Below are 13,400 nucleotides of genomic sequence, written 5' to 3'. Positions count from 1 at the left end.
TGGGTCCCGAACGAGTTGCGAGGAGGGTGAATGGCTGAGCATGCAGTAATCGTGGAGGTCCCCCTGTCCGGGGAGGGGTTCGGTGAACCGGCGGAGCGTGACGAGATTCGTCGAATCTCGCGAGAGATCGACGCGAAGCTCGCCCAGGGGACGTTCGGCGAGCTAGATGGCGATGAGTTCGGCGGTGGGAGCGCGACGCTCTACCTCTATGGGCCAAGCGCAGACGAACTCTTCGACGCAGTTCTGCCCATTCTCGCTGGCGCCCTTTCTGGCCGCCGGGCAACGGTGACTCTGCGCTATGGTGAAGCTGATGATACGTCTGTTCAGCAGCGCTCGGTCAGCATTTAGTCAGCTCGATAGTTTGTGGCCCGACGAGGTCCACTTCGGGTGAGTGATGCTGGGCCTAGCTTCAGCGCGAACTGAACCTTATCCGGTAGCCGCCACTGCTGGATGAGGTTCAGTCATTTCACTCGGCAGTGATTTAGGTTTTCGGTGCCTTCCAGCGGGTTTGCGAAGAGTGAGTGTTCTAACTAGCGTGATGTTGCTGGGTCCACACGTACTATGTACTCGCCGGCACAACACCGGTCCTGGTGCACAACTGCGGCGAAATGATTAAAGCTGGGGATCTCGAAGGTAGGTATACCCCCGGCCAGTCGACTCGCGACCCTGCTTCGCAGTGGTATCACGAAGTGCTCGACAATGACGCTCTTCTGAGCGGTATTGACAAAGCTGAACATGGTGACGGGATCCTAGTGTCGCGAGCCGGGCGCATTCTGGTCGGACATCACAGGGTGGATGAGGTGGTCAACCGGTTGAAAGATGGTCGCCTGAACCCCGATACGCCGATCACAACTCAACGTCACCCATGCTCGTGTGATTAAACCGAAGTAAAACTAGCTGGGGCTTCCGCGGAACCGATTTCCCTAGCGTGTTGTCGAAGCTTGTTAACGAGAGGATTCGTAAGTCCGATGTCCATAGTGAGACAACAAGACCCGGACTTTCGTGTATGCCATATCAGCTTTGAGTCATTGCTGGAACTCCAGCGGGACGCGGAGGAGAGCGGCTTCGCTACCAGGTGGACGTCGCTCGACGCTCTTCGTGCTCAGGTGAAAGAGGGCAGTGTTCTGGTGGCACCTTTAACGCGGGAGGCGAGAGGCGACCTGATCCGTGCTTACCGATGCGCCGTCCTCTTTTCTGTGGCGAGCGGGGACGGTCGAGGTGGAGTTGCGACTATTGACATTTCTCCGGCAAGGTTCGGATCGTTGGCGCGTATAGATAGGGATCGGGATGTGAGAGAGGCTCTGGCAAGTGTTTTCGCGCTCGCTCTAGGCGGAATTTCTACCGTGTCCAAGAATTAGTCTTTTAAATGCAAGGTTCTGCCTGGGGGTAGCATACGAGTGCGCCAGAGTGGAATCACCTGGCCGCGCTTCCTGGTGGACTTTATCGGCGATGCGCGTGGTTGTGGTTATTGGTGCGGCGGCCCGACGGGGGATATCTGCCCGGCGGGTCGGCGCCGTCTTTACAAGACTTTACCAACTCCCACCTTCCAAGCGCGGAGGGGATCCTTTACGTCGCTCAGAAGGCATACGAGAAGAAGGCTGGGAAGCCTTGGGAATATGTTTCTGCGGTTGATTACGAGACGGGATCTAATGATTCCGAGTGGTAGCTGTCGAATTGCGTGTCGGGCCTGACTGGACGTTTATTTCACCTTCGCGCCGGTGCTAGTCGATTCACGTCTCGATTCCGGTACGGCAAGATGTCCGGTAACTACTCAGGTCATCAGTTGATTGCGGGGATCCAGGGTCGGCCGGATGTCAACTGCCGGGTAGACGGCGGGAGTCTCACCCGCCGTCCCCCACAGATCCGGACGTAAGCCTCTCGGCTTATCCGGCTCGTGCCGTTCGGTTATCAGGTCGTGTACCGCAGTGTCCAGTGAGCGAATAGGTTCGGTGTCCGTTGTCGGACTCCCATCAACCATGCCCGCGCCCGGTCGTCACTGCGTTTGAGTCGCTTGTACTTCCACTTCCCCCAGCGCATCAGATGGCGGTCGACACGCTTGCCGATCGGGTTCACCGCGCTCGGGTAGAACACGGTGAAGTAGTTCAACCAGCCCCGTAGGGCCGGGTTGATCTCTTCCGCGAGGTCGGCCAGGTTTTCGGTCGTGCGCCGATGTAGCCGCCAGGACGCGACCTTGCGGCTCATGTCGGCCAGCTTCCCCGGAGCCACCGCTGGCAGGAACCCCGTTCGGGACTTCCCCCGGACGAAGGTCTTGCGGGGACGAAACGCGTATCCGCAGAACGTGAACGTCACCTGGCCGTAGTCCAGGCGACGCCGGTCGTCCTTGCAGTACACGATGCGCGTCTTGTCGGGATGCACCTGCAACCCGATGTCCGCGAACCGGCGATCGATCGCCTGCCGCATCTGGTGCGCCTGACGTTCGGTCACGCAGTGGACCACCACATCGTCTGCGAACCGCTCGAACCCGACCCCGGGAAACTCCCGGGACATCCAGGTGTCGAAGCCGTAGTGCAGGAAGATGTTGGCGATCAACGGGGAGATCGGGCCACCCTGCGGTGTCCCCTTCGTCCGGCAGGCCAAGGTTCCGTCGGGCATCAGCATCGGCGCCTTCAACCAGCGCTGCACATACAGCATGACCCACGGCTGGGCCGCGTGTCGTGCCACCGCCTTGAGCATCAGCTCCCACGGCACCGAATCGAAGAAGGCTTTGACGTCCAGGTCGACGACCCAGTCCTTCTTGAAACACCGCTGCCGGCACACCCGCACCGCATCCACCGGGGACCGTCCGGGACGATAGCCGTAGGAGTCGTCGTGGAACACCTTCTCCACCTCCGGCTCCAGCACCAGCACCGCCGCCGTCTGCGCCACCCGGTCGACCACGTTGGGTATGCCCAGAATCCTGGTTCCACCCTTCTTGGGGATCTCCACCGCCCGGACCGGGCCGGGAAAGTAGCTGCCCGACGACATGCGGTTCCACAGCCGGTAGAGGTTGTCAGTCAACCGCTCCTCGAACTGTTCGATCGTCACGCCGTCGGCCCCGGCCGCTCCGCCGTTACCCTTCACCTTCAACCACGCGGCCCAGACCAGCCGCTTGGGGATGTCGTGCGACTTACCTGTCAACCCTGACTGACTCACGCGGTTCCTCCCTCACGGTTGACCGCCCGCGCCAGCCTGAACGACCCCGCCCCTTCGCTCCCCGACCCACTGCGATACGCAGGCGGTTCACAGCTACTACGGGCGAGTCCGCCAGCGTCCCCGCATCGGTACTCCGCTCCTCGCGGTTTCCGCCGCTTGGAGTTCTCCCTCTCGCCGCCGGTCACCCAACGGGCGGTATCGGGGTCCGCCTTCACACGTTCCATACGAGAGCCTGGACCGGGCTCATGCTGCCTATATGCCGGACACCACCTGGGCAGTAAGCGGCTATCCCCCAGGCTCTTCCCGAGACTCACCTCCGGCCTCGGTTTTGATGTCATCTGACTGAGTTTCGACACGTCAACGGCAGAGAACTCGACGTTCATCGCTCATCTTCCCGGTCCACACCTGACGCGATCATGCCGCGCCTTTTCCAACGACGCTCAGGACGACGGTCTTCAGCCAACGCCCCTCGTGGTGGTTTGAAGCCTGCTTCCGCACGCCGGCTCCGGAGGGCCAAACAACCTCCATCTCTCGTACAGCACCGCAGTCCACGAGGCCGCCATCCGTCTCTGCCTCGCTTTCCACGTTCGTGTTCGCAAGAGGTGATCTCAGCAACTTTGCGGTAGGTATTTGTATTGGGTGCGGCTCTGGTGAGGTGCGGCGACACGCTGTGTGGCCTGGGGATGTGTTACTGGTTGTGATGGTGAAAGGGATCCTCCCGCTATGTTCGTCGGTTGCGAGACACGAACATCAGCAAAGAGGGAGCCCGGTGCAAGAGTACGCATCCGAGACGGCGGACGATGCTTTCGCCGGCTCATCCGTGCGGTTCGGCGCGATGGTGGACTTCCTGTCCGGTGAGCATGCGGCGGGGATGACTCACGCCGAACTGGAGGAGCGGCTGCATACCGATGGCATGCGGTTGCTGTGTCAGTTGTTGCAGGACAGTCTGGATCTTCGTGCCAGTCGGGAGGAACGGCTCGACGAGGTGACCGACGCCGATAGCCATCTGCGGGGGTGGGCCGAGCGGGGGCGGCAGCGGACGCTGGCCACCCGGTTCGGTGAGGTGGTGGTGACGCGTATCGCCTACCGGGCGCGGGCGCGGGCCGATCTGAACCCGGCGGACGCGGTGTTGAACCTGCCCGTGGAGAAGCACTCGCATGGACTGCGCCGGTTGGCCGCGGCCGAGGCGGCCCGCGGCTCGTTCACCGACGCGGCGGCCGCGATTGAGCGGGCCACCACGGTGCGTATCGGGAAACGGCAGGTCGAGGCGTTGGCCGCCGCAGCGGCGATAGATGTGGATGCCTTCTACACCGCCCACGCCCCGGACTGGTCGGCCGATGATGATGTGCTGGCGTTGTCCTTCGACGCCAAAGGGGTGGTGATGCGCCCCGACGGGCTCCGCGCGGGCACCGCCAAGGCCGCGGTCAGCCAGAAACTGGCCGGCCGCCGGTCCAAGGGCGAGAAACGCAACCGCAAGCGGATGTGCGAGGTCGCCGCGGTCTTCGACGTGACCGGCAAGCCGCGCACCATCGCCGACATCCTGCCCGAGGACCCCGAAGCGGCCCAAACTGCTACCCCGGCGCCGGTCACCTCCGGCAAGTGGCTGCACGCCAGCGTGACCGACGACGCCGCGGCGGTGATCGCCGCCGGGTTCGCCGAGGCCGACCGCCGCGACCCCGACCACGCTCGGACCTGGATCGCCCTGGTCGACGGCAACACCCACCAGATCGACCGGATCCACGCCGAGGCCAAAACCCGCAAGATCACCTTGCCGGTTGTTGTGGACTTCATCCACGTCATCGAGTACCTCTGGAAGGCCACCTGGTGTTTCCACCCGGAGGGCGACCCGAACGCCGAACGGTGGGTCCGCGCCCAGGCCCGGCAGGTGTTGGCCGGACGGGCCGGCATAGTCGCCGCAGCCATCCGACGCAAGGCCACCTACCACGGCCTGGACCCCGGCAAACGCAAACCCGCCGATGTCGCCGCCGCCTACCTGCTGGCCAAAAAACCGTACCTGGACTACCCGACCGCGCTGGCCAACGGGTGGCCGATCGCCACCGGGGTGATCGAAGGCGCCTGCCGCCACCTGGTCAAAGATCGTATGGACGTCACCGGCGCTCGCTGGGGCCTCGACGGCGCCGAAGCAATCCTCAAACTCCGCACCCTGATCAGCAACGGCGACTTCGACCAGTACTGGACCTGGCACCTGGCCCAGGAACAACAACGCATCCACAACAGCCGCTACCTCGGCGGTGCCATCCCACAATAGACGATCACCTCAGAGGAGCCGCACCCATTTGTATTCGACGTGGGTCAGGTGCAGAGCGGCGGCGACGATGTCGCCGATTCGGCGTGGGCTGGCGGTGGTGTGGCGAAGTGTTGTCCAGCGTCCGATCAGGATGGCGAAGCCGCGTTCGCCCTGCCAGCGCAGGCCGCGTAGCAGCCGGTTGTAGGCGCGGTTGTCGGACGCGAGCCGGCTGCCGTCGGCGGGCTGTTTGATCGGGGTCTTGATGCCGTGGCCTGCGCTTTCGTAGCCGGAGTCGGCGGGAGTGTCAAGTTAACGGCTGATCTTGGTTGTTGAGGTGGTCAGTTGTTGGCCGGGGTGAGCCGGCCTTCGAAGGCGATCTGGAAGGCGTTCAGTGGTGCTTTCCAGCGCATGGTCCAGCGTCGGCGGCCGGCCACGGGCACGGCAAAGTCGGCGGGTGGGGTGTTTAGGCTGGTAGAAGGTCCAGGAGTTTGAGGATCCGGCGGTTCGTGCGGGCGTTGTATCGCAGCGCGGCGGCGATGTTGGTGGTGTCGTGGATTCTGAGCAGGCTGACCACTACGTTTCGTAGGGTTGCCATGACGCGTGGCGTGTTACCGGTCCGGACCCGGGAGGCGTCCTCGCCGAGGGTCACATCCCTCACCCAGTGCAGAACCTCGATTCCCCAGTGTTGGCGCACGTACGCGAGCAGGTCAGCGGGGTCGGCCTGCTCGGCGGTGAGGCTGGTGACATACAGCATCGCCTGGTAGCTGGTCTTGCCTTTGACGGTGACGGTCCGTTCGATCAGGAACACCTGCGCGACGTGCGGGAAGTTCACCTCGGGCGGAGCGGGTATGACCTGGATGGTGCGTCGCTCGTGCCGGCCCCGGTCGTCGTCCACGCTCCACGCGGTGACCGGCACCCCGGCCCAGTCCAGAGCGTCGAGCCGGTCGAACAGGGTGGGCTGGTTGTCCAGCACCGGGAAGATGAAGTGCGCGTCCTTGACCTGGCGCAGCCATCGGGCATGCTTACGCTGCGTCTGCATCGCGTCGGCCGTCACCACCTGGCCGGCCAGCTCGAGGGGCGTCAACAGCGGTACGAACGCGGTGATCTCATTGCTTTTGCCGTCGACCTGGCGCTGGGCGAGTACCACCCCCACGCATGACAACGCGGCGAGCAGGTGCGGCGCCGGGTTGCCGGCGCTCTTCGCACCGCGGCTGGTCTTGCCGTCCACCGCGACCTGGATCAGCCGCGGCCGGTGCCGACCGCGTGTACTGGCCCGCCAGCGGCGCTGGCCAGCGGCCTTGGCCCGGCGACGGGCCTTACGACCTCGCGGGGGCCGTACCCCGGTCCGCGCCTTCGCCCGCTGCGCCGCCAGGGCACGCCGCTGCAGCCACCGACCCATCACCGCGTCCAGCACGTCACCGTCGAGCCGGGCGCACAACCCGCGCACCGTCTTCTCATCCGGACCGACATACCGGCCGGTCGCCGGAGCCACCCGGGCGCCGAACACCTTCAGGGTCTTCTGTGAACACCCGGCGATCCACTGCCCGATCGCGTACACCGACGTATTGCCGGCCAGCACCGCCGCCAGGGCCAACCCGACCACCGTCGGCAACCGATGCCGGATCCCTCGCGCGTCCCGCGGATCAGAAACCTCCGACAGCGCCGCGACCAGGCTTTCCTGCCTGTTACGGCCCAACAGGACCGGTCGTGTCTGCTCGTCCGGCTGGTCTTGGACAGCGTTGATCAGCAATGATGCAGGCGCGGGCACGGTACTCCACAGGGTGATCCGAAGGCGTAGACAACCTCAAGATCACCGGAGCCGTGCCCGCCCCGTCAAATCCACTCTGGACCACAACACAAAGTCCTCACACGAGCACTCTCCGACTTTGCCGTGCCCGTGGGCGGCCGGCTCCGGTCGGGTCGAGGCTCATCAAGGCCATGTAGACGCACTTGAGTGCGGCCTGCTCGTTCGGGAAGTGGCCACGAGCTCGCACGGCCCTGCGGATACGGGCGTTGACGGACTCGATCGCGTTCGTGGAGCAGATGACCTTGCGGATCTCCACGTCGAAGGCGAGGAACGGCACGAACTCCGCCCACGCGTTCTCCCACAGCTTCACGATCGCCGGATACTTACGGCCCCACGCCTCGGCGAACTCGAGGAACCGCTCGGTGGCGGCGTCCTCGGTCGCCGCGGTGTAGACCGGCCGCAGCGCTTTGGCGATCTTGTCCCAGTCCTGCCGGGCGGCGTAGCGGAACGAGTTGCGCAGCAGGTGCACCACACACGTCTGCACGATCGTGCGCGGCCACACCGTCTCCACCGTCTCCGGCAGTCCCTTGAGCCCGTCACAGACCAGCATCAGCACGTCGGCCACGCCGCGGTTCTTCAACTCGGTGAGCACGTGCAGCCAGTACTTGGCGCCCTCGCCGCCGTCACCGGCCCAGATACCGAGGATGTCGCGGTGGCCGTCGACGGTGACCGCCATCGCGAGGTAGATCGGCCGGTTCGCGACCTGACCGTCCCTGATCTTGACGTTGATGGCGTCGATGAACACGACCGGGTAGACCCGGTCCAGGGGCCGGTTCTGCCACTCGGCCATGCCGTCCATGACCTTGTCGGTGATCGTGGAGATGGTCTGCTTCGACACCTCAGCGCCGTAGACCTCAGCCAGGTGCGCGGCGATCTCGCCGTGGGTCAGGCCCTTGGCCGACAGCGACAGGACCATGTCGTCGACGCCGGTCAGACGCCGCTGCCGCTTACGCACGATCTGCGGCTCGAACGTCCCGGCGGCGTCGCGTGGGACCCGCACCTCGACCGGCCCGACGTCGGTGAGCACCGTCTTGGTCCGGCTGCCGTTACGGGTGTTCCCGCTACCCCGACCCGCCGGGTCGTGCTTGTCGTAGCCGACGTGGTCGGTGATCTCCCCATCCAACGCCGACTCGAGGACCCGCTTCGTCAGCTGCTGCAGCAGCCCACCCTCGCCGGTCAGCTTCAACCCGTCACCACGAGCCCGATCGACCAGCATCGCGATCAACTGCTCATCCGTGACCGCACCCACCGGCTCCACGGCCGGCTGTCCCACGGTGGTCTCGGTCGTCATCTGGCGTCTCTCCCTTGATCGGTCGATCAGCCGTTATTTGGGCCCTGTCTCACTTTCGGTGGTGACGGTGGGTGCTGTTATCCGAGGAGGATGCGGTGGCGGAGCAGGGTGAAGCCTGCTCGTCCGTGCATTTGACGTGCGATTCGTTTGGTCTTGGTGTTGACGCCTTCGGTGGGGCCGTTGCTGTAGGGGAGCGTGAGCGCGGCGTTCACGGCGTCGCGGTCGCGTTCCAGGCCTCGGGTGAAGGCGTGCAGATGAGGTAGATCGACCGTGCGAACCTGCAGGATCCAGTGCGAGAGCCGGTCGGTGTTTGCGGGTTGAGGCGTCAGGAGCTCGGCGAAGCGTCCGACAGCGGCGGCGAGTTGGGTCATCTCTGGGCAGGCTGCGGTGAGCCGTGCCAGTAGATCTCGGCGCTCGGGTTTGAGGTTGTCGGGTCTGGTGAGGATCATCCGGGCGAGGCGGCGTGGGGAGATGTGGCTGCGGTCGGCGTCCGCGCGGCCTTGGTTGATGTACTTGTGCAGGAGGTTGAGGCAGCCGGTGAAGCCGAGGGTCTTGATCTCGTCGAAGAGGTGCTTGACGCCGACGCTGGGGTCCTCGGCTCGACGTTTGCGTAGGTGTTCGCGGTAGGGGTCGACGAGGCTGGCACGGTATTTGGGGACGCGGAGCATCCGCTCGGGCCGGTCGGCTCGCGCGTAGCGCTTGACGGTGTTCAGGGCCAACTGCAGACGGCGGGCGCACTCCAGCAGGCCCACGCCTTGGTCGAGCAGGTCATGGACCTGGTGCCAGCGTTGCTGGGTCGTCCGCGCGCGGGGGCCGTCGTAGATGGGTGCGTCCAGGACGGGGGCCCAGCAGGTACTGTGCGCCTTCACCTCGCTGAGGGCGGCTTCACAGAGGTTGTGCCACAGGTGCCACCGGTCTGCGACCTGCACCGCGTCGGGCAGGGCGCGGCGAATGGCCTCGGCGTAGGTCGCCGAGCCGTCGCGGCATACGACCTCGACGCCGGGATGTGCGCGTAACCACGCTTCGAGGGTGTCGGCGGTGCGGTCGGGTAGCACGTCGATCCGCTCATGGGTCTCGGCGTCGATCACCACGGTGGCGTAGCGGTGCCGCCGGCGTAGAGCGAAATCGTCAACGCCGATCACCCGAGGCGTCCGCTCATTGGGCAGCGGGATGCACAGCAGGGCGCGTAGGGCCGTGTGACGGGACAGGCCCATGGCGAGTATCGCCAGCAGACGCGACCCTGCCCGGCCCGCTAACTCCTTGACGACGGCTTTGACCTGCCTGTTCAAACGGGCTGTGCGGCGCTGGTATCGCTCCAGCACCCCGGGAACCTGTTCACGGAAGGTGTGGCGGCAGCCGCGCGTGGGGCACACCAGACGCCGCACCCGCACACGGACCACCACCCGGCGCCCGTCGACCGGAACGTCGGCGACCGTCCGCCAGTGATAGCCGTGCACCCGTCCGGACGAGGCCCCGCACCTCGGGCAGACCGCAGTGTCACGCGGCGTCCGGGCCCGCACCACGATCCGCTCACCCTCGTCGGTCACGTCCTCGATGACCAGCGGGGACAGCCCCGAGAACACCGTCTGTACAAGTCTGTTGACATCCTCCACATAGGAACAACGACACCCGCCACCCTCCGTCACCACCGAAAGTGAGACAGGGCCGTTATTTGTACAGTCCCTTGACGCCTTCGGTGGGGCCGTTGCTGTAGGGAAGTGTGAGCGCGGCGTTTACGGCGTCGCGGTCCCGTTCCAGGCCTCGGGTGAAGGCGTGGGGAACCGCTTGCCGAGGGTGATTGGTTAAGGGATCGTTCCGGCCGTGGAACGGTCGATCGCCATCTGCTTCGAAGGTCGGGTGGCTCGGCAGCGTAGGCGTGCGTACGGCCCGGCTCTGCCGGGCCGTACGTGGGGTTGGCCAGCGGCGGGTGCCGGGATTGTTCTGACTCAGGTGTGCGCCCTGCGGGGAGATGTCAGCGCACCGCGTCGGTGGGCGAGTACGAGCATAGGCGCGGCCAGTAGCAGACCGATGACGACGGAGACGATCGACGCGTCCAGGCCGAAGGTGCCGCCGGTGAGCAGGTCCGGGCCGGTGACGTCGGCGGTGAGCAGGCCGTTGGCGGCGCGGCCGGAGACCGGGATGCCGAGCAGTTGCTGGGTGGTGTTCCAGGCGAAGTGCAGACCGGTCACGAACCAGATGCTGCGCCGCCACAGGAACGCGGCGCCGAGCAGGACACCCGCCTCGGCGGTGATCGCCAGGGCACTCCACATGCTGGCCCCCGGGTTGAACAGGTGCGCGCCGCCGAAGAACAGCGCGGTGAGCACGAGCGCGACGCGACCGCTCCACAGTTGCTCGAGGGCCTGCAGGGCAATACCGCGGAACATCAGCTCCTCCGCGACCGCCACACAGGCCATCACTGTGGCCGCGGACAGCGCGACCGGCAGAACGTCACGGCCTGCCCACGAGAACGAGTAGCCGCCGAACATCGTGATGACGAGGGTCGAGACGAGCACGAACCCCAAGCCGAGCGCGCCGCCGAGCAGGGTTTCCCGCCCTGCCGAGCGCCGAGCGATCTCCGGGGTGCGCCGCCGCGCGACGAAGCGCATGATCGCCCAGTACGCGGCCACCGCGGTGGCCGCACCGATCAGGGGCAGCAGGCCAGGTCTGGTCGTGGTCAGGCCCTGGATCAAGCCGATACCGGCGATACCGGCCAGCATCCAGACCATGGGAAGGCGGGTGATCCGGCCGACCAGGCCCCGTCCTTCCGGAGACTGGTCACTGTCTGTGGCGTGGTGTGCGGTTGACATCGTGCGCATCGTGGCTCCCTCGCGTATCGGCTGCCGGGGTGGCGACTACGCACAACGCTAGGAACGCGACCACGCACGCGAATCACCCGCCAGTAGACGATTTCCGGTAGCTCTCGCGGGGGACGCCGTCACCTTCCAACGCGCGAGGGATGCCACCCCTTCGGGCGCGGATGCGGCCCCGTCGGCCCCGTCGAGCAGGTGCACGCTCATCGGCGGCGAAGCGTCGTCACTGGCGGTAACGGTGCCTGTCGACAGAACTCACCCCAGACGAACGATTCCGGGAGGGTCAGGTCTGGGACGGCGGTCGGGTCGCGTCCCGGCGCAGCTCGCTGTCGCCTACGCGGGCCCGGCGCTGCAGCCGCGGACCCGGTACGTCTGGCAGGTCCAGGTCTGGGACACCGCCGGGCGCACCTCCGGCTGGAGCGCCCCCGGCTCCCGGGAGACCGGCGTCAGGGCCTGCACGTCATCCTGCGTCGCTGCCCGCCCGCCCGGGTTCCGGCCACTGCTGGCAGTCAAAACCGGGTGAAGACGAGCCGTTCGTGGGATTATGCCACGAATCCTGTGATGCGGCGTAGAGTGGCCGTGAAGGACCTCGGATGCGGCTCAGCTTGAGCTTGGTTCGCTGCCTTTGAGCCGCGGCACAACATCGAGGAGCGCCAATGACGATTCCGCGCCGACCCGTCGAGTCCGCTGGTCCTGACGTGGTCGAGCTGAACCCGATTTTCGCGCGCCCGGGCGAGTCGACGGAGTTCTCTCGGTATTCGATTCCAGACGGCGAGTCGCTGCCGGAAACGGCCTACCAGATCGTGCACGACGAGGCGATCCTCGACGGCGGTCCACGGCTCAACCTGGCGACGTTCGTGAGCACCTGGATGGACGGCCAAGCGGCGAAGCTGTACACCGAAACGTTCGACAAGAATCTGATCGACAAAGACTACTATCGAGCCACGGCGACGATGGAGGCGCGCTGCTGGACGATGCTTGCGGACCTCTGGCACGCGCCGGAACCGCGAAGCGCTATCGGTACCTCGACGGTCGGTTCGTCCGAGGCGTGCATGTTGGGTGGGTTGGCGCTGAAGCGGCGTTGGCAGCACGCACGTCGCGCCGCCGGAAAATCAATCGATCAACCGAATCTGGTGATGTCCAGCGCGGTGCAGGTGTGTTGGAAGCGGTTTTGCAACTACTGGGAGGTGGAGCCGCGCTTCGTGCCGATTTCCGAGGAGCACAAGGTGCTCGACGGTCACGATCTCGAGTCGTACGTGGACGAGAGTACGATCGGCGTCGTAGCGATCCTCGGCGTGACCTTCACCGGCATGTACGAGCCGGTGAAGGAGATCGCGGCGGCGCTCGATGCGATTCAGGCCTCGTCCGGGCTGAACATCCCCATCCATGTTGACGGAGCCACGGGTGCGTTCGTCGCGCCGTTCATCCAGCCTGATCTGGAATGGGACTTCCGTATCGACCGAGTGGCGTCTATCAACGCGTCGGCCCACAAGTACGGCCTGGTGTACCCGGGTCTGGGCTGGATTGTCTGGCGGGAGAAGGCAGCACTGCCCGACGACCTGATGTTCCAGGTGACCTACCTGGGCGGTGACATGTCGACGATCGGGTTGAACTTTTCCCGCCCGGGGCCCAGGTGCTCTTGCAGTACTACCTGTTCCTGCGTCTCGGCCGCGAGGGCTATCGCCGGGTGCAGCAGGCCGCGTACGACGTGGCACTGTACCTGTCCGCCGAGATCGCGAAGCTGCCGCAGCTCGAGCTGTGGAGCGACCGCGTGGGCATCCCGGCGTTCGCGCTGCGTCTCCGGGCGGGGCGCACCTCGAACTGGAACCTGTATCACCTGTCCGATCGACTGCGCATGAACGGGTGGCAGGTCCCCACGTACCCGATGCCGGACGACCTGGTCGACCTCACGGTGCAGCGGATCGTCGTTCGTAACGAATTCAGCCGTGACCTGGCTGGAGCCTTCATCACCGACCTCAAGGCGCAGGTCGCGTACCTCGACGCCCTCGACGCCCCCATGCCGACCGAAGACCAGCATTCGGGGTTCCATCACTGACAGCCGCAGGACGACGACGGCTGGAGCCAGCAGAC

General features: G+C 65.5%; 8 protein-coding genes and 2 pseudogenes. 4 read left to right on the top strand and 6 right to left on the bottom strand.

All coding sequences use genetic code 11. The features are described 5' to 3' along the window. The first annotated feature begins 30 nt into the window (after positions 1-30). Positions 31-348: a hypothetical protein gene (locus QTQ03_RS08195; RefSeq protein ID WP_289277461.1), complete on the top strand. Its 318-nt coding sequence runs from the start codon at positions 31-33 to the stop codon at positions 346-348. A gap of 1,560 nt (positions 349-1,908) precedes the next feature. Here the strand turns inward: QTQ03_RS08195 and ltrA are convergent. Further along, a complete protein-coding gene (ltrA, locus tag QTQ03_RS08190; protein WP_289277460.1) occupies positions 1,909-3,153 on the bottom strand; it encodes a group II intron reverse transcriptase/maturase in 1,245 nt (414 codons plus the stop codon). A gap of 835 nt (positions 3,154-3,988) precedes the next feature. Here ltrA and QTQ03_RS08185 point away from each other — a divergent pair. Beyond that, positions 3,989-5,422 (top strand): ISKra4 family transposase, encoded by a 1,434-nt coding sequence (locus tag QTQ03_RS08185; protein ID WP_289280660.1) that lies wholly within the window; start codon positions 3,989-3,991, stop codon positions 5,420-5,422. A 9-nt stretch (positions 5,423-5,431) separates the two neighbouring features. Here the strand turns inward: QTQ03_RS08185 and QTQ03_RS08180 are convergent, their stop codons facing one another. The 5 genes and pseudogenes from QTQ03_RS08180 to QTQ03_RS08160 all read right to left on the bottom strand — a co-directional run bounded on the left by QTQ03_RS08180 (position 5,432) and on the right by QTQ03_RS08160 (position 11,315). Then, positions 5,432-5,653, bottom strand: coding sequence for a transposase family protein (locus QTQ03_RS08180; protein ID WP_502889849.1), 222 nt, complete (start codon positions 5,651-5,653; stop codon positions 5,432-5,434). Positions 5,654-5,864: 211 nt separating this feature from the next. Beyond that, entirely contained in the window at positions 5,865-7,151 is a 1,287-nt protein-coding gene (locus tag QTQ03_RS08175; protein ID WP_289276634.1) for an ISAs1 family transposase, read from the bottom strand. Positions 7,152-7,296: 145 nt separating this feature from the next. Beyond that, positions 7,297-8,424: pseudogene (locus QTQ03_RS08170) on the bottom strand (IS256 family transposase); the annotation flags it as partial. Positions 8,425-8,576: 152 nt separating this feature from the next. After that, complete coding sequence (locus QTQ03_RS08165) at positions 8,577-10,112, bottom strand: ISL3 family transposase (RefSeq protein ID WP_502889716.1); 1,536 nt, start codon at positions 10,110-10,112, stop codon at positions 8,577-8,579. A gap of 333 nt (positions 10,113-10,445) precedes the next feature. Further along, positions 10,446-11,315, bottom strand: a complete 870-nt coding sequence (locus tag QTQ03_RS08160; RefSeq protein ID WP_289277459.1) for a CPBP family intramembrane glutamic endopeptidase — start codon at positions 11,313-11,315, stop codon at positions 10,446-10,448. 232 nt (positions 11,316-11,547) lie between these two features. Here QTQ03_RS08160 and QTQ03_RS30595 point away from each other — a divergent pair, with 232 nt between their 5' ends. Both QTQ03_RS30595 and gad read left to right on the top strand, forming a co-directional pair. Then, complete coding sequence (locus QTQ03_RS30595; RefSeq protein ID WP_502889715.1) at positions 11,548-11,832, top strand: glycoside hydrolase family 78 protein; 285 nt, start codon at positions 11,548-11,550, stop codon at positions 11,830-11,832. Between the two features lie 133 nt (positions 11,833-11,965). Continuing rightward, positions 11,966-13,365 (top strand): annotated as a pseudogene (gad, locus tag QTQ03_RS08155) (glutamate decarboxylase). Positions 13,366-13,400: the final 35 nt, after the last annotated feature.

Origin of the sequence: Micromonospora sp. WMMA1363 (assembly GCF_030345795.1) — a bacterium.
Classification (GTDB): Bacteria; Actinomycetota; Actinomycetes; order Mycobacteriales; family Micromonosporaceae; genus Micromonospora.
This window is presented reverse-complemented; position numbering and strand designations above follow the sequence as displayed.